We start from the raw sequence: 17,349 nt of genomic DNA on the forward strand, positions 1-17,349 counted from the left end.
GCAACATCCGTTAGGCATAATATTATTTAACATGGCAAATAAAATAGGTTCGCCCATGCCGCATATCCACATCGAATATTCTGGAAACCTGGAGAAGGTAGTGGATATCGCCGGACTTTGTGATGCGCTCAGGCGTGCGGCTGGTGAATTAGATGCGCTGCCCCTGCCTGGGGTGCGTGTGCGGGCAATACGCGTCGATCACTATTCAATCGCCGATGGTGCCGCCAAGCACGGGTTTGTTGATATGTCCGTTCGCTTGCGCGAAGGGCGGACAGAAAAGGTCAAGCAGAACGTGATCGAACACCTGTTTGAAGCTGCACGGGCTTTCCTTGCGCCCGCAATGAAGACGCATTCGATCGCACTGTCATCCGAGTTGCGAGAGATAGACGCAAAGCTTTCCCCGAAATGCGGCACGATCCGCGACCATCTGGAGGATCCGACATGAGTAGCTTGGAGCAGAACCTTGAAAAACTGCATGGGTTATTGGCGCGGTTCCGCTCGGACGGGATTCAAAACCGTGTTGCAGGTGAAGACAGAAGCGGGTCCGCCGGTACGTTTTTGAATACGACGCCGGTTGACAAAAGCGTAATTTGCGAAGTTGCGCGGGGGAACTCAGAGGATATCAACGCTGCCGCAGATGCAGCGGCCGAAGCGTTTTCAGACTGGCGGGACATGGCTGCAACCGAGCGTCGCAAAATCCTGATCCGCGTGGCCGAGGGGATCGAGGCGCGGGCGGAAGACATCGCTTTGTGCGAGTGTTGGGATACGGGACAGGCGCTGAAATTCATGTCCAAGGCCGCCCTGCGCGGGGCAGAGAATTTTCGCTATTTTGCCGATCAGGTTGTGCAGGCGCGGGACGGTCAGCATCTGAAATCCCCGACACTCATGAATGTCACGACGCGCGTACCGATTGGGCCGGTCGGTGTCATAACGCCCTGGAATACGCCGTTTATGCTCTCGACGTGGAAGATCGCTCCGGCGCTTGCAGCGGGATGCACGGTGGTTCACAAACCGGCCGAAGCCAGCCCGCTTACAGCGCGGCTTCTGGTGGAAATTGCCGAGGATGCGGGTCTGCCAAAAGGGGTCTTGAACACCGTGAACGGGTTTGGGGAGGAGGCAGGCAAAGCGCTGTGCGAACACCCGAAAATCCGCGCCATCGCGTTTGTCGGCGAAAGCAGGACGGGTAGCCTGATCACCAAGCAGGGGGCCGACACGCTCAAGCGCAACCATCTTGAGTTGGGCGGAAAGAACCCCGTTATCGTATTCGATGATGCCGATTTGGACCGGGCCCTGGATGCGGTGATCTTCATGATCTACTCGATCAACGGTGAGCGCTGCACTTCCTCCTCACGTTTGCTGGTTCAGGACACGATCAAGGATGAATTCGAGGCCAAGCTTGTCGAGCGCGTCAACAAGATCAAGGTCGACCACCCCCTTGACCCGACCACCGAGATCGGACCGTTGGTGACCGAGGAACATTTCAACAAGGTCACAAGCTATTTCAACATTGCCAAGGAAGATGGGGCAACCATCGCGGCAGGAGGAGAAAAGATCGACGACACAGGTTACTTCGTGCGACCAACGCTGTTTACCAATGCAAACAACCAGATGCGCATCGCACGGGAAGAGATTTTTGGCCCTGTGCTGACCTCGATCCCGTTCTCGACCGAAGATGAAGCACTGCGGATTGCAAACGATACGCCATACGGTCTGACCGGATATGTCTGGACAAACGACCTGACGCGGGCGTTGCGTTTTACCGACAGGTTAGAGGCGGGAATGATATGGGTGAACTCCGAGAATGTGCGCCACCTGCCCACACCCTTTGGCGGTGTCAAAGCATCTGGCATTGGTCGTGACGGCGGCGATTGGAGCTTTGAGTTCTACATGGAGCAAAAACACATTGGGTTCGCGACGGGTCAGCACAAAATCACGCAACTTGGGACCTAACGCAGTTTGGATTGGTGCCCAGGTTGGTGCGGATGTCCTATGATTGTCGCAAGGAGCGTGGGTTAATATCCACAATTCCAGAAAACAGGAGTGGATCACGAGCAGTTTCATTGCAGCAAACCAGCCGCATGAAACGCCTTGTAAATGAGGAGGAACTGTCATGGGTAAAATAGTGCAGGCGGCCAAGATCACGCATGTGCCCAGTATTTGGATGTCCCATACGATGCCTAAATATAAGGGTATCAGACAACCTGCCATTGATGGATACGCGCGCCTGCGACAGGACGCGATCGACCGCAAAGTCGATACGTTTGTCATCTTCGACACCCACTGGATTACCAATCAGGGCTTTCACCTGAATACCAAGGAATATCACAGGGGCCGCTTCATCAGTCATGAATTGCCTCACATGCTTGCGGATATGGAATTCGACTACCGTGGTGATCGCGAATTAGGGGAGACTATTCTGGAGGTTCTTCAGGAACGGGGAGAGCGGGCTTTGGGCCATTCCCACCCTGACATGGGGATGGAATATGGCACGCTGCTGCCAATGCATTTCATCAATGACGGTGTGAATGCTCGGGTGTTGCCGGTGGCCGTCAACCAGTTCTCATCAATTCAGGAAAATCGCGTCTGGGGCGAGGGCATAGCCGAAGGCATTCGCCGTTCGGATCGCAATGTTTCGATACTGGCTTCGGGCTCATTGAGTCACGATTTCACCCCCAACGAACGCTCGGTCGATGGCTTGAACGCTGTGAATGGTGAGTTCAACCGCCAGATGGACCTTCGGGTGATCGAACTGTGGCAACAGGGAAGGTTCGAAGAATTTCTGGAGCTTCTTCCTGATTACGCCAAGAAATGCACCGGAGAATGCGCGATGAACGATACGGCGCTTTTGTTCGGGGCTCTTGGATGGGGCAGCTACAAGGGCGAAATTGACATCTATACGCCCTATTTCGGTAGTTCCGGAACGGGTCAGGCAAATATCAGCTTTTCGGTCTAGGCCGAAACCACTCAGCGACACAAAATTGAAGGCCGCAAGGGTCAAATCCAGTTGATCGAGGCGGTGCATAAGGGCGAATTGATGAACTGGGATGAGTTTTCACATTGGGGGCAGCACATATCGAAATGGGCTGCCGATTATCACCAAACCCTGTCGGATCGCCCTGTTCGGGCGCAGACAAAACCGGGGGATATTGCCGCACAGCTTGACGCGTCACCACCAGATTCCGGGCAGGCGATGGAAACCATCATGGCCGATTTCGAGCGGATCGTCATGCCAGGGATGACCCATTGGCAGCACCCGCGTTTCTTTGCCTATTTCCCAGCCAACGCCGCGCCGCCCTCGATGTTGGCCGAGATGTTGGTGACCACAATCGCAGCTCAGTGCATGCTGTGGCAAACCTCGCCCGCCGCGACCGAGGTCGAAACCGTAATGGTCGATTGGCTGCGCCAGGCGCTTGGTCTGCCCGATGGCATGAGAGGGGTCATTCAGGACAGCGCGTCTTCAGCCACCTTGTCGGCGGTACTGACCATGCGAGAACGCGCCACCGGGTTTACCGGCAACCGCGAAGGATTGAATACGAAGGGCGCACTGCGGATCTACTGCTCGGATCAGGTGCATTCGTCGATTGACCGGGCCTGTTGGGTTGCCGGGATTGGGCAGGACAATCTGGTCAAGTTGCCGACGCAGGGGTCAACCTATGCAATTGATCCCGCCGCGCTTGAGGCTGCGATACAAAGCGATTTGGCCACCGGGCATGTTCCGGCCGGGATTATCGCGATCACCGGGGGCACGGGTGTTGGGGCCTGCGATGATCTGATGGCCGTTGCGGATATCGCGCACAAGCATGACCTATACACCCATCTTGATGCTGCCTGGGCCGGATCAGCCATGATTTGCCCCGAGTTCCGCCAAGCGCTGTGGGCCGGGGCGGATCGCTATGACAGCATCGTCTTCAATCCTCATAAATGGCTGGGCGCACAGTTTGATTGCGCGATCCAGTTTCTGCGGGACGCGACACCGCAACTCAACACGTTGAAGATCGAGCCCGAGTATCTGAAAACAACAGGGGCCGAGGTCACGAACTATTCCGAATGGACCATTCCATTGGGCCGCAGGTTCAGGGCGTTGAAAATCTGGTTCCTGCTACGTTCTTACGGATTGGACGGCCTGCGCGACCGTATCCGCAACCATGTTGTCTGGGCAAATGAGCTTGCCGATAAAATAGGAGCAATGGACGGGTTCGAGATCACGACAGGTCCTATCCTTAGCCTGTTTTCATTCCGTTGTCCGGGCGATGATGCGATGCAACAGCGCCTGGTGGATGCGCTGAATGACGATGGTCGGATTTATCTGACACAGGGCATGTTCAACGGGCGCAAGATCATCCGCTTTCAGGTGGGGCAATTCGATACCACACGGGATGATGTTTTGATGGCTGCTGATGTGATCAACGAGGTCTGGGAGGCTCTGACATGAAGCTTGCGACCTATACCGCCGACGGACGCCCCTATTTCGGGGCCATCACTGACGAGGGCGCAATTGCGTTAAACGAAGCCTTTCCGGATTATGGCAGTTTATTCGAAGCAATTGCGGCAGGTGCGTTTGGACAGTTGGTTGATACCGCCCGGAAAAATCCGGTGACGCACACGGACTTCACGTATGAAATGGTAATGCCCGATGCGCGCCGTATCCTGTGTGTCGGCGTGAATTTTCCCGACCGGAACGCAGAATACAAAGATGGCAGCGCGCAGCCGAAATACATGTCGCTGTTCCCACGCTTCGCCAGCGGCTTTACAGGCCACAATCGCCCGCTGATCCGGCCGCCGGAAAACCACACGTTGGATTATGAAGGCGAGGTGGCGATCGTGATCGGTAAGGGTGGGCGCCGGATCTCGCAGGAGAACGCCTATGATCATATCGCGGCGCTGACGCTCTGTAACGAAGGTACGATCCGCGATTGGGTGCGCCATGCCAAGTTCAACGTGACGCAGGGCAAAAATTGGGACAATTCAGGTGCGATTGGCCCATGGTTGGTGCCTTTCACCGATGCGGGGCAACTGGATAACGCCCGCATTCAAACCCGCGTAAACGGGGAACTGCGTCAGGAGGATTCCCTGAACCGCATGATGTTCCCCATCCGGCATGAGATTGAGTATATCTCGACCTTCATGACGCTGCAGCCCGGAGACATCATTGTAACGGGGACACCAACGGGGGCAGGGGCACGGTTCGATCCCCCCAGATATCTTGTGCCGGGAGACGTCGTCGAGGTTTCGGTCGAAGGTATCGGCACATTGCGCAACACCGTCGAGGATGAGCAGCCATGATACCCGAAGATCACGCTCGCGCCGCCGCCGATCTGCTGCAGGCAGAACGCACAGGCATCCAAATCGGGCTGCTGAGCCTGCGCCACCCCGAGATGGGCATGGATGATGCCTATGCCGTGCAGAAAGCAATTTACCGCCAGAAACTGGCCTCGGGCCGTAAGGTGATTGGCTGGAAGATCGGCTTGACCTCAAAAGCGATGCAATACGCGCTGAATATCGACATACCCGACAGCGGCATCCTGTTTGATGACATGGTCTTCGGAACCGGAGATACCGTTCCAGCAGGGGGTTTTATCCAACCGCGGATAGAAACTGAGATTGCCTTTGTCATGAAGTCGGCACTGGGGGGTGAAAACGTCACACGTGACGACGTTATTGCCGCTACGGACTACGTCACGCCGGCGATTGAAATTCTTGATACCCGTATTCAACGTGTTGACCCCGAAACCGGAAAGGCGCGCACGGTGTATGACACGATCAGCGACAATGCCGCCAACGCGGGGATTGTGCTGGGCAATGAACGTCATTCCATTGACGCCTTTGACCTTCGCTGGGTTGGCGCGTTGACCTTCCGCGATGGTGAGATTGAGGAAACGGGTTTGGGCGCAGGGGTATTGAACGACCCGGTTGAAAGCATCGTCTGGCTGGCACGTCGAATGGCGCAATACGGGCAGAGCATTGAGCCCGGTCAGATTATTCTGTCGGGCAGCTTCATTCGCCCGGTCGAATGTCCCCCGGGAAGTAGTATCCACGCCGATTTCGGGCCATTTGGCTCAGTCGATATTGGGTTTTCCTGAAGGCCGTGGCGCAGCCGACGCCACCCCTTTTACGTGTGAAGGGCGTCGATGATCTGCCTTGGCGTCATCAGATCACGCAGGGCGCGGTGGATGCTGTCATTTGCTTCACTCAGAGGGGCACCGGCGACATCAAACCCCATAAAACTGTGCGGCAGGCTGAGCGCGAGATAAAACCGCCTGCCTGAAAAAGCCGCTGCGCAATAATCCCGTCCTCCTTGAAACCGCCCGGCGATGTCAGTCAGCGTATAGGCGAATTGGGGTTTTAGATATTCCCCAAGCTGGGTTGGGTCGTCGGTGTAGACTTCAAATACCTGTTCGGCATCCTCCAGACCGAGATCCCAGCGATGGGCTGGCAAGGTATTGCGCGACGCCCAGGAATAGAGCTTGTTCAGGGTCTCGCCGAAATCTCTGACGAAAACTGTGCGTGGCATCTCGACCGGGCAGTCGATCTCCAGCACGATTCCGGCGAACAGGGTTCTGTATTTCCGGTCGTCATTGTGATCGCGATAGCTTTCAGAGCAGCTCATCTTCAGCAGCTTGTATCCGGTATCCCGCCACGTACCCGTGATGGCGGTGTCCTCGCGTATCCGCTCGGCCTTGGGCAAAATCTGCAGGGCAACAAGGCGGCCTATTGGCATAAAGTCTGTGGGGACCTGCGCGTGCAATTCCATATTGCCCAGAAACTTGCACAAGATCGGACGGACGAAACCTGATACGTCCTTGCTGATCCGGCTTCCGCGTTCGAAATAGATAATCAGCGCGGCTCCACCGCCGAACGCTAGCGGAAAAATTCCTAGCAGGGGGTGGACGTAATACGATGCCAAAGCCGCCAGCACGACTGAGACAGCGCCGATTAGCTTTACCCAGATCATGCTTCGCGAGACGGCGGCTTGGCGCTCTTCCTCTTTACCACGCAAAAAGGGTGCGATCTGCCGGTCATATACTTCTGCAAACCCCGCTTCGAACGGGGCGCTTTCAACAAATTCGTATTCAGCCATCACCATGCCTTTGCAGTCTGAGTGCAGGATGATTGTAATTCGCGCAACGCTCTCGGAATATCCCTGTGGGTGTATCAATTGTATCCCTTCAGACGCGGCGTGCAGGCCCTAAAGCCTTGTTCTGTGTAGGGCTTGACATAGGCTGATACACAACAGCAACAATTGAGACATTGCAGTGACTTGTCTCGTTCCTGCTCTCTCCTGATCCTTAGCAAAACAATTTTCCCGCGGTGTCGCCATACATGGGTGTTGCACTGCGACAGGATCAACGAGGGCGCAGTATTGCGGCAACAATTCAAACAGAAAATCCGGTGCTTGCTGTACATCGGTGGATTGGCCATGGCGAGCGCCCCCGCTGCCGCACAGGATCTGATTGAGGATCTGGGAACGCTGGAAGGTGGGCAAGCGCTTTTCCTGCCGCTCGACATTTCCAGCTTGACAGGAGAGGTCGCGATCGAGGTTGACGGTATCGACATGACCGATGTCGCGGCGGTCGAGAATGGGCAGCTTGTTTTGAACATAGTCACCCCTTTGGCGGGTGAGTTCCACGACGTGACCGTCTATCTGCTTGAAGGTGACGGGTTTGTACCGATCGCCAGTTACAGCTTTTCGACCACGGCCCGCAGCCGGTTGACGGTTTCCATTGATGCCAGTCACGAGGCCAGTATTCGATCGCTCAATAACGATGAAGCAACAAACGCCTCAAGCAGCGGTTCATTTGGCGTGGAAAATGAAGAAGGCAGTTTTCGCGGGCAGGTCAGTTATCTGGGCTCGACCCGCCCTGTCGAGCGGATCACCGAAAACCCGGTAGATATTGCCGAGTATCTGTTGGAATTCAATCGCACCTTGGGCGCGACCAGTTTTACGGGGCGCTTGGGTCATCAGATGCTCGACTATGACCGCGCGTTGGTGGGCGATGTTTCCAGACGTGGTCTGTCGGTCGATATGGGCCTGTTTGATCAGCGCGTAGAGCTTGGTGCCTTCGCGTCGCAAAGTGCCGACGCATTGGGGGCCGCCAACTTCACTGGGCTGGCGGACGAAGATAGCCGCATGCAGGGGGCAAGGTTTGCATTCCAACCTTTTGCCACGCAGGACTTCAGAGTATCCGTGCAGACCTATACCGGCGATGGTGACCCCTATGGCGGCAGCGCGACAGGTTCCGGTCAGGGCTCGTCACTTTCGTTGGACGGGACGCTGTTGGGCGGGCGTTTGTATTATGGGTCGGTTTGGTCACAGACCCAATGGGACGAAGATGACGGCGGACCCTTGCCGGAAACCAGCGCAAACGCAGTGCTGTCGCACATAAGCTACGACATATTGAACACGGATGCGGGTGACCGGGCCTTAACCGTTGGGCTGGGTTATGAAAAAGTGGATCAGGACTATTTTTCGCTCGCCAATCCCGGAGTTGCGGTCGGGGCCGAAACCTGGCGATTGACGATGGACTACAGCGCCAACCGGTTCGCCCTCAATATCTTTGCCGATACCCAGAAAACCAATGTCGGGGGGCCATCCGGCTGGCCCGAAGATCGGATTTCGCAAATCCTGACCGACCTTCGCTATGACTTGCAGGGTGAGGGGTTCTGGCAGGGTACAGCCGTGCGTTTCGGTGGCGGCTATATCGAACAGGATCGGCTGACGACCCCTAACGCCGCCCCCCCGCCCGAGGATTATGCGTCGACGACTTTGTATGTGGGGTTCGACAAGCTGGGGGATGTCGGGAATTGGTCATTGGATTATGTTCGCATCCGCGAAGATGATCAGGGGGTGTTGGATATCGACACCGACAGCCACAGTTTGAGTGCCGCTTTCGACTATGGCGTCAATGATCGGGCCAATGTGAATGGCACCGCGGGTTATACGCGTGTGGATGGCGACTTTGATTCATGGGAGCGTTACGAAGCCACTCTGGGGTTCAGCTATGCGCTGCGGCCGGATGACCTGATTTTTCGGCTGGATACCGGCATAACGCGCACTGATGAGCCGTTCGCGCTGGACGGAGAGTATTATGCAACCGAATTGGCATGGCGGTTCCACCCAACAGCCGAGCTGGTTCTGAGCGCAAGCCGTGCTGACGGGCCGTATGCCAGCGAAAGTGGCGGGGACGAGGATACGCTGGTCGGTCTGACCCTTCGCGCAACAACGAATTTCTTCAGGTAGGAGGCGGGTATGCGATTTCTGCCAACACTCATACTCAGCTGCGTCCTGTCTCTTTTCTGTGGATTGGCTCAGGCGGCAGGGCCGGTTTCGGTCAATCCTCCGACGGCGCGCGTCAATGGGTCGGGTGAATCCGCAATAACTTTGAACTGGCGCGTCGGGGTAATCTCGCGAACGGCCAGAGCGGTCACGGTCACTTCGCCCGGCGCTCAACTCAGCACCGGCGGCACTATTGGCGGCCCGTTGCGGCGAACGGTACAGCATCCGGGCGGTGGTCTGATTTTTGTGACACTGTCCGAACGGCTTGTTGTTGACCGGACAACAGCGGCGCGGATTGCGCAGGCCGGCAACGCCGTTCTGACCCGCAGCTTCACGGATTTCAACGGAACCTCTGCGCCCGCAACCGTGCGCCTGCAAGTGACAAGCGGTGGTCCGCTGGCCGTGCGCTTTGCCGACCTTGCCTTTGACGACGACAGTCTCTTTCGGGTGGTCCCCAGTGGATCGCAACTGGCGGCTCGGCTTGAGTTGACCACAAATGGTCGCGGCATTCTGGATGGCGCGTGGGAGGTTGCCGGTCCGTCCGACGTTGCGGGTGATTTCCGTGTCATCGGTCGAGTCCGTCAGGTTTTGGCAGGCTCGCGGCGCGCGACATTCGAAAGCCCGCCGCTGCCGGTGGATCGGCCCGGTATTTACAGGGTGCGGTTTGTGCCCTCACCCGGATTGCGAGACGGTTTCACCCTCTCTGTTCCAGATCTTCGCTATACGGTCACCGCTACGCCCATCGAGCCGCAAACGCCGGATCCGGCATCCAAGCCAATGCTAAAACTGTCTGCCCCGCAACCGGGCGCAGGGCTGAGCGCGGCGACTGTGTTCAGTTGGCAGCCGGTCCCCGATGCAAGCCTTTATCGTTTGGAATTTCTGGATTCGGGTGCCGGTGGGCTTGCGCCAAAACAGATTGCTGCCTTGGATACCAAGGAGGTTTCAACGCGGCTGAAGGATTTCACGCTCGATCGCTTGCGTCAGGTCAGGGTTTTGCGCTGGCGGGTTGCTGCGTTTGACTCTGCGGGGAACCTGTTGGCCATGTCATCCGTTCGCGGCCTAAGCAATACGCCCAGCCAGCAACCTGTCTTGCAGCTCAGGCAATAGCCATGACCAACGCACAACTGAACGCATTGCTGCAGGCTGTCGCGGGTGGGGACAAGAGCGCTCTGGCCGGGTTGTACCGGGCGCTGGAAAAACCGGTTTACAGATTTATTGCTTCAAAAATGAACGATCCGTTCGAAGCGGGCGACATACTTCATGAGGTCTTCATGGAAGTCTGGCGCTCGGCGGGCAAGTTCGAGGGTCGGTCTGCTGTCAAGACCTGGGTATTTGGAATTGCCTACAGGAAGACAATGGATCACTTCAGAAAGCATAAGCGTATCTCGCCCAGCGATGATCTGCCCGAGCAGGTCGATGAAGGGCCTGATGTCGTGGCCTGTCTTGCCGCCGCGCAAGAGGCCGAACATCTTCGGTTCTGTCTTGAGGGGTTAAAGACTGATCACCGCAGCGCCATCGAACTCGCCTTCTACGAGGACATGAGTTATGGCGAGATTTCGCGCGTGGTCGACGCCCCTGAAAACACGATCAAGACGCGGATTTTTCACGCAAAGAAGCTTTTGTTGCGCTGCCTGTCAGGTCGGATGAAGGAGGCAGCAACATGACCGATCCAAATAGGGATGACGATGAAATCCAGGGCCTGCTGGTGTTTCTTGCAAATGAGACGTTGGACGGTGATGAGCGCCGCGCAGTTGAACGCGCAGTGGCTGCAAGTCCCAAACTGCAGGCGGAACTGGCTGCGTTGAAGGCGGCGCGGATACAAATGCAAGCGACCGAAGTCGAAACCTCGCCGGGTGAGTTTGGTTTGGCAAGGCTTATGCGCGATGTTGATGCACACCGCAGCGTGGCGCAGCCCAAAGCAACAAAACCCGGTCTGTGGAAAGTTGCCGCCATTGCAGCCATGGCTTTGCTGGCCGTTCAGGTGTCGTTGCCCTATTTGAACACTGGACCAGATGTTGAGTTGGCCGATGGTGGCCCCGACTCTCTGGACACTGGGCCAACCCTGATCGTGGCATTTGCAGCGACGGCCACCGAACAGGAAATCCGGGCCCTTTTGTTGGAACTGGATTTGACCATCGTGTCCGGGCCGTCCGCTTTGGGTCTGTATACGCTGGCCGCGAACGACGAAGACGCCGCCGCCAGCGCGTTTGAACGTCTTGGCACGGCGACGGGAATTGTCGAAAGCGTCGAAGCAGAAGGGGGGAACTGATCATGCGTATGTTCATACTCCTTCTATTGTTTGCCTTACCGATTGCAGCACAGGCCGATGACTTTCGGATCACTACCACCGGATGCGTAAAGCCCAGAGATACAATCCGAATTGAAGCGCGCGATTTTGGCGGACGACCCAGTGACATACTGGCGACAGGTCGGGGCAAGACCCTGAAAATGCAGGTGCTGCGGTGGTCACGCAGCCAAGTCACGATCGCTGTGCCGTCGCGCGGACTTCGGGCGGGTGAAACCTATCGCCTTGTCTGGGCTATCCGTGGAACAACCGGACGTGACCTTGGGTCCATCACGCTTTGTGCCCAACGCCAGCGCAATACTGAACGCGCAGCGCGTGACATGGTGCCTGCGCCGGATGGGTCACCGGAATACTCGGTTCTGGTCCCAGCCCGGCAAGAGCAAGCGGCGCGGGATGTGTTGCAAGATCGCGGGGCGCAGCTTTTGCGCCGGCGAAATCTACCACAGATGGGCCGGGTCATGCTGTTTTATGCGTTCCCCCAAGGGCTGACACTTGCAGACGCGCGCGCGGCTTTGGCGATCCCTGCACCTGATGCTGACGTTGACCGCCATCATATTTACGGGTTCGCGGCCCCGCCGCGCCTTTACGCGGCCGCCATGGTCGGAGATCCTGCCGAGCAATCCTGCGCTCTTCGGCGCGCTGTGCGGGTCGGGGTGATCGACGGCCCTGTTCAGGCGGGCCACCCTGCGCTTTCCGGCGTGCGCATTCAGCGTCAGTCAGTGCTGTCGCCGGGGCTCAGGTCCACGGGAACTGACCATGCTACGGCGGTCGTAGGGTTAATTGCCGGGAATGGCTCAGGCGGGTTTATCGGCTTGGCCCCGGGTTCAGAGATTTTTGCGGCCGAAGCCTTTGGCCGCGACAAAGGCCGTGAAGGTGCACGGCTGGAGGATATTGCCACAGGTCTGGACTGGCTGCGCGCGCGCAATGTCCAGTTGGTCAATATGTCGATGTCAGGCGCGCCCAACACAGTGTTTGCAGAACTGCTTGCCAGAGCCCGCGCACGCGGCATGGTCGTGGTTGCCGCCGCCGGAAATGACAGCAGCAACGCGCCTCGTCTGCCAGCGGCATCTCCCGATACCATTGCCGTGACAGCAGTGGACGCGGCTCGCCGGATTTATGGCAAGGCAAATAGGGGCCCTCACATCGAGTTCTCCGCGCCGGGGGTCGACCTGTGGGTTATCACCGCAAAAGGTGGGGGCTATCGGTCGGGGACATCTTATGCCGCTCCGCTTGTGACCGCATTGCTGGCCCGACACGCATCCCGTGGCGGGCTGTCTCTGGACAAGGCACGCCGCATTCTTCGCCAGACCGCCGTTGATCTGGGTCCGTCGGGCCGAGATACACGCTTTGGCTATGGTCTGGTGCAATCCGGCGGGTGCTGAGCGCACAAGGCGCTGACAAAGTCGATACATTCCAAACATCTGCCGGACATCTGCCAGATACGTCCGGGCCTTAATTTCATGCCCCAGGCGCAGTTCGAACAGGCCCTCAAAAAAATTTTGAACCTTTCTCGGGTGCCAGACGACAGACAGTCACAAGCAAACAGAAAGCTGAAGGAATTAAGATTATGAAGACCGTAACCAGTATCAAAACCGTAGCTCTGATCTCTGGCATTTTTGCCGCCTTGCCACATGTGGCCTCGGCCGACAGCGGTGTGGCAACCGTAACCAACACAAACCCGACCTCGCTGAAAGTTCTCAGCAACGGTCAGAATTATACCAAGCTGGATCTGAACGGAAAGTTCGTGGTTGGTGCCAATCTCAAATACGACACCGGCACCGCAGGACGGATCAAGAAATGGACCATGGAGCCGGAAATTACCCATGGCTTCGGTATCGCCGCCAAGGTTCCGGGCACATCGTTTTACAAAAAGACAGTCTCCTATTCGGTCGGCAACCGTCCGAAGTCCATCGACTATAACTGGCCCTTCGCCCTTAGCGTCGGCACGATCGAATCCGCGGCTGTCAGTATGTGTGAGATGAAAGCGACCGTCCTGCGCAATCAGGGCAAGTCGGACAAGCAAATCTTTGGTTCAAACCACGAGGTGAGCTTCAAAGTTTCGCTGAAAACCACGGTCGAGGCGTCAGGCGCCGGGTCCAATAACCAAATCTGGGAATACTCAGCGCCGAAGACGGTCAAGATCGTCTGCAGCAAGTTTTCCGGACCGCGCGCACCGATGGCCGGGGGTGGTGTCAAAGGCTATACTCAGCCGGTTTCTGTAAAGAAAGCCACCATGAAACTGACTGAAATCGCACCGCCCAGCGGGGCCTGCAAGATCAAGACCACGACCGCCATTTCCACCAATACGGCTAACGCTCAGATCAAGTATCGGTTCGTGCACAACACCGGCAAGAAAAGCAACGTCTTTACCGCCAAGACAGCAGCCAACAAGATCGCCGTGGTACAGCACACCTGGGATATTCCCAACGGCAACGGCCCGGAAAATGGCTGGGTGAAAATCGAAGGCGTCTCGCCCAAATTCCAGTCGAACGGCGCCAAGTATTCGATGAATTGCAAAAGCCCGGGCAATGGCGGTTTCAAGGTCCAGTCGGGTGGAAGCAAGCCCAAGACACTGCGAGTGAACTGATTTACTTTAACGAGTGATCGGCCCCCTCAATCAGAGGGGGCCTTTTTGCATGCCCCTGTCGATGCAGGCATTTGGCGCAGATACAATTGATACAAACGGAATTATGTGGTGACGTCAGATAGACACGTCCCGCGGTCACATAGAAAGTTCACTATTTGAAGAGAAACCAGATGCATTCACTCGCCGCCAATTCTCAGCCCCAAAAATCTGACGCGACGGTCAGTTTTTTTCGCTTTGACAGGGCCGGTCTGTGCGTCGAGTGGAATGGCGCCATACCAGCTGGCCTTGCGGTGCCCGAAGGTTTGTCAGAGCGCGCCTTTCTTGATGAGGTACTGTCCAACGCATTGAGGTTGACGGCCGAAGAAACGGTCTGCTCGGCAAGGACGGCTGCAAATCTGTTGCTTGGTGGGAACGCCAGCGTCACGATGGAATTGCAAGGCAATGATGTGATTGCCGTTTCCAGCTTTGAATGCGGCAAGGATCGTGGATATGTGCTTGCGCCGCTGGGGGGTAGGGACGACACTCTAGCTCGTGAAACCGATACGGGCTCGGCGCAGGATTTGTTGCAAAGTGTCATTCAGCCTCTGCGCGACGGGATCGGTCTGTGGGATCGGGATGGTTACCTCATTGCCAGCAATCCTGCTTTGGCCAGCTTCGCGGGTCTTGCCGCGCGTGACACGCAGCCGGGAATTCGGTTCGAAGATTTTGCGCGTGCTGTTGCAACAAGAGGGCATTTTGCGCCCCATTCAGACAGCAGGGACGCCCTGATCCGGTTGAGCGAGCAAACCGCTGCAGAAACCCGACTGGACACGCGGGATGGTCGCCCTGTCACCTTCACCACCAGAAAAACCGATGCAGGTGAGTTGCTGCTGACACTCTCGGACCAGAGCGGACGGGACCAGATCGAGCAGGCTCAGCGCGAGGCTGACCTGCTGGTGCGGACAATTGTCGACGCCTCGCCCACGCCGTTTCTGGTTTCGCGCGTGGATGATGGCAGAATCCTCTATTGCCCCCCGGCCTCGCGTGAGCGTTTTGGCCAGTTGGAAACCACGCTTGGGTTTTTTCTTAACCCCGAGGACCGGCAAGCCTATCTGGATGCGCTGTTACCAACAGGACAGTTGGACAATTACCCTGTTCGCTTTCTTAAGCAGGACGGCAGCATCATGCAGGGGCTGACATCGGCTCGGGTGATCGACTTCAAGGGCGAGAACGTCATCGTCTCATCAACACGGGACATGACCGATTACCTGCAGATGCAGGATGAATTGGAAAAGCAGCGCGAAATCGCCCATCAGAACGAGAAATTGTCAGCGTTGGGGTCGTTGCTTGCAGGCGTTGCGCACGAACTGAACAACCCGCTTTCCATCGTCGTCGGCTATGCGCTGATGTTGCAGGATAAGGTCGACGATCCGGTTCTGAAACGTCGGGTGGAACGCATCGGCCAGGCCGCTGAACGCTGCACAAGGATCGTGCGTGCATTTCTGGCCATGGCCCGCCAACGCCCGATGGAGATTGTCCAATGTGACGTTGGAACCCTTGTCGAAGCGGCGCTTGAGATTTCGGGTTATGGGTTGAAGAGCTCAGGCGCCGATGTACGTGTTGAATTGGACCCGGCTGCGGCGAGTGTTGATGCGGACCCGGATCAGATCGTTCAGGTGCTGACCAATCTTGTGGTGAACGCAGAACATGCCGTCGCAAGCTTGGGGGAGAAGGGCCGCGTCACATTGCGCAGCGGAACGGAACCGAGCTCAGGTCATGTTTTTATCGAAGTCGACGACAATGGGCATGGAATTGACCCCGCCATCCGGTCCCGGATTTTTGAGCCGTTCTTCACGACCAAGGTGGCGGGCGAGGGAACAGGGGTTGGCCTGGCCTTCTGCCATCGCATCGTGACCAGTCATGGCGGCAGTTTGACCGTCGACACAGCACCGGGTGAGGGGGCGCGATTTCGCATTTGCCTGAAACCATCTGCTCCGGATCAGGCGGCACCGGACGCAGAGAACGCCCCGGCATCGAACACTGCCAGACTGAAGGTGCTGAGTATCGATGACGAACAGGATGTAACCGAGCTGATTGCAGATATTCTTGAGGACGCAGGATATGAGGTGACAACGTGCAACGATTCCCGAAATGCATTGGACCTGCTGGAACGGGACGAGTTCGACGTCATACTCAGCGACATGACAATGCCGGGTCTGGATGGAACGGAGTTGTTGAAACTGATCGCCCAGCAAAAGCCCGAGTGTCTGAACCGCTTTGGGTTCGTGACGGGTAATGCCATGAGCCGCAAGACGATCGAGTTTCTTCGGTCCAACAATTGCAGATACATGGAGAAACCGATTGCTCCTCAGGATCTGTTAAGACTGGTCGACCAGATTTTCAGTTCGGATGAGACGGGTGGGCCGCGATCATGAGTAATGGATACATCATCATTTGCGATGACGAACCGCATCTGAGGGAAATGGTCGCGGAGTATCTGGCCGAGCGCGGCTTTGACGTCCGCGAGGCGGAAGATGCAGAAGCACTGTTTGATCGTATCACCGAAGGCCCAGCACCGGATCTGATTGTTCTGGACATCAATATGCCGGGCCAGAATGGTTTGGCCGCATTGCAGCGGCTGCGGCAGGAAACAGAAGTTCCGGTTATCATGCTGACCGCTGCGGCTGACGTCATCGACCGCGTCGTCGGGCTGGAAATGGGCGCAGATGACTACCTTGGCAAACCCGTCGATCTGCGCGAATTGGAGGCGCGGATCAAAGCCGCCATTCGGCGCTGGCCCGCAGCGGGGGGAGGTGGCGAACCTGCCGCACCTGTCACCCAGACTTGCCTTGCAACCAAGGTGCATTTCGGAAGCTGTTGCCTCGATCTGGATGCAGCGCGTCTGTTCGACACGGACGGGCAGGAAATTCCGGTGACCGCGATGGAGTTCAACTTGCTCCGCGTCTTCGCTGAGAACCGAGGCCGTGTCTTGAACAGGGACCAACTTTTGGAGCGGGCCCATGACCGCGGTTGGGAGCCGTTTGACCGCTCAATCGACCTGCGCATTTCCCGCTTGCGCCGAAAGATCGAGAAGAACCCCTCCAAACCCGAAGTTATCCGCACCGTTCGGGGAATTGGCTATATTTTTGACTGAGTACAGATGTTGCGATAGGACGCAATGGATGCCCAAGCATTCACGCGATG

Annotated in this window: 15 protein-coding genes; 14 read left to right on the forward strand and 1 reads right to left on the reverse strand. The window is 56.9% G+C overall.

The genetic code is table 11. The features are described from left to right. The first annotated feature begins 55 nt into the window (after nt 1–55). From ACR0MS_RS09785 to hpaH, 6 genes are all read left to right on the forward strand, one after another. Nucleotides 56–445, forward strand: coding sequence for a 5-carboxymethyl-2-hydroxymuconate Delta-isomerase (locus tag ACR0MS_RS09785; protein ID WP_480576327.1), 390 nt, complete (start codon nt 56–58; stop codon nt 443–445). Beyond that, on the forward strand, nt 442–1,950 hold the full coding sequence (gene hpaE / locus ACR0MS_RS09790) for a 5-carboxymethyl-2-hydroxymuconate semialdehyde dehydrogenase (protein WP_480576242.1): 1,509 nt from the start codon (nt 442–444) through the stop codon (nt 1,948–1,950). Before ACR0MS_RS09785 ends, hpaE begins: the two co-directional genes overlap by 4 nt. A 160-nt stretch (nt 1,951–2,110) precedes the next feature. Beyond that, nucleotides 2,111–2,953 carry a 3,4-dihydroxyphenylacetate 2,3-dioxygenase gene (gene hpaD / locus ACR0MS_RS09795; RefSeq protein ID WP_480576245.1) on the forward strand — a complete coding sequence of 281 codons (843 nt, stop codon included), beginning with the start codon at nt 2,111–2,113 and terminating at the stop codon, nt 2,951–2,953. A gap of 81 nt (nt 2,954–3,034) precedes the next feature. Beyond that, on the forward strand, nt 3,035–4,432 hold the full coding sequence (locus ACR0MS_RS09800; protein WP_480576248.1) for a pyridoxal phosphate-dependent decarboxylase family protein: 1,398 nt from the start codon (nt 3,035–3,037) through the stop codon (nt 4,430–4,432). Beyond that, entirely contained in the window at nt 4,429–5,283 is an 855-nt protein-coding gene (locus ACR0MS_RS09805) for a fumarylacetoacetate hydrolase family protein (protein ID WP_480576251.1), read from the forward strand. Before ACR0MS_RS09800 ends, ACR0MS_RS09805 begins: the two co-directional genes overlap by 4 nt. Then, nucleotides 5,280–6,080 (forward strand): 2-oxo-hept-4-ene-1,7-dioate hydratase, encoded by an 801-nt coding sequence (hpaH, locus tag ACR0MS_RS09810; RefSeq protein WP_480576254.1) that lies wholly within the window; start codon nt 5,280–5,282, stop codon nt 6,078–6,080. Before ACR0MS_RS09805 ends, hpaH begins: the two co-directional genes overlap by 4 nt. A 29-nt stretch (nt 6,081–6,109) precedes the next feature. On the opposite strand, the gene ACR0MS_RS09815 is transcribed toward hpaH, so the two are convergent. Further along, a complete protein-coding gene (locus ACR0MS_RS09815; protein ID WP_480576257.1) occupies nt 6,110–7,156 on the reverse strand; it encodes a DUF3137 domain-containing protein in 1,047 nt (348 codons plus the stop codon). A gap of 261 nt (nt 7,157–7,417) precedes the next feature. Between ACR0MS_RS09815 and ACR0MS_RS09820 the strand changes: the two genes are divergently transcribed. The 8 genes from ACR0MS_RS09820 (at nt 7,418) to ACR0MS_RS09855 (ending at nt 17,299) form a co-directional block, all read left to right on the forward strand. Then, complete coding sequence (locus tag ACR0MS_RS09820; protein WP_480576260.1) at nt 7,418–9,238, forward strand: hypothetical protein; 1,821 nt, start codon at nt 7,418–7,420, stop codon at nt 9,236–9,238. A 9-nt stretch (nt 9,239–9,247) separates the two neighbouring features. Next, nucleotides 9,248–10,381 carry a hypothetical protein gene (locus tag ACR0MS_RS09825; protein WP_480576263.1) on the forward strand — a complete coding sequence of 378 codons (1,134 nt, stop codon included), beginning with the start codon at nt 9,248–9,250 and terminating at the stop codon, nt 10,379–10,381. Between the two features lie 2 nt (nt 10,382–10,383). After that, nucleotides 10,384–10,938 (forward strand): RNA polymerase sigma factor, encoded by a 555-nt coding sequence (locus ACR0MS_RS09830; RefSeq protein WP_480576266.1) that lies wholly within the window; start codon nt 10,384–10,386, stop codon nt 10,936–10,938. Next, the gene (locus ACR0MS_RS09835) at nt 10,935–11,543 is read left to right on the forward strand and encodes a hypothetical protein (RefSeq protein WP_480576269.1); all 609 of its coding nucleotides are present in this window, start codon (nt 10,935–10,937) and stop codon (nt 11,541–11,543) included. Before ACR0MS_RS09830 ends, ACR0MS_RS09835 begins: the two co-directional genes overlap by 4 nt. 2 nt (nt 11,544–11,545) lie before the next feature. Next, nucleotides 11,546–12,961 carry a S8 family serine peptidase gene (locus ACR0MS_RS09840; RefSeq protein WP_480576273.1) on the forward strand — a complete coding sequence of 472 codons (1,416 nt, stop codon included), beginning with the start codon at nt 11,546–11,548 and terminating at the stop codon, nt 12,959–12,961. Nucleotides 12,962–13,146: 185 nt separating this feature from the next. Further along, the gene (locus tag ACR0MS_RS09845; protein ID WP_480576276.1) at nt 13,147–14,166 is read left to right on the forward strand and encodes a hypothetical protein; all 1,020 of its coding nucleotides are present in this window, start codon (nt 13,147–13,149) and stop codon (nt 14,164–14,166) included. Between the two features lie 170 nt (nt 14,167–14,336). Further along, nucleotides 14,337–16,580, forward strand: a complete 2,244-nt coding sequence (locus tag ACR0MS_RS09850) for a hybrid sensor histidine kinase/response regulator (protein ID WP_480576279.1) — start codon at nt 14,337–14,339, stop codon at nt 16,578–16,580. Then, nucleotides 16,577–17,299, forward strand: coding sequence for a response regulator (locus ACR0MS_RS09855; RefSeq protein ID WP_480576282.1), 723 nt, complete (start codon nt 16,577–16,579; stop codon nt 17,297–17,299). The genes ACR0MS_RS09850 and ACR0MS_RS09855 overlap by 4 nt, the downstream gene beginning before the upstream one ends. The last annotated feature ends 50 nt before the right edge of the window (nt 17,300–17,349 follow it).

The sequence above is a fragment of the Ruegeria sp. CJ2 genome (assembly GCF_056536745.1).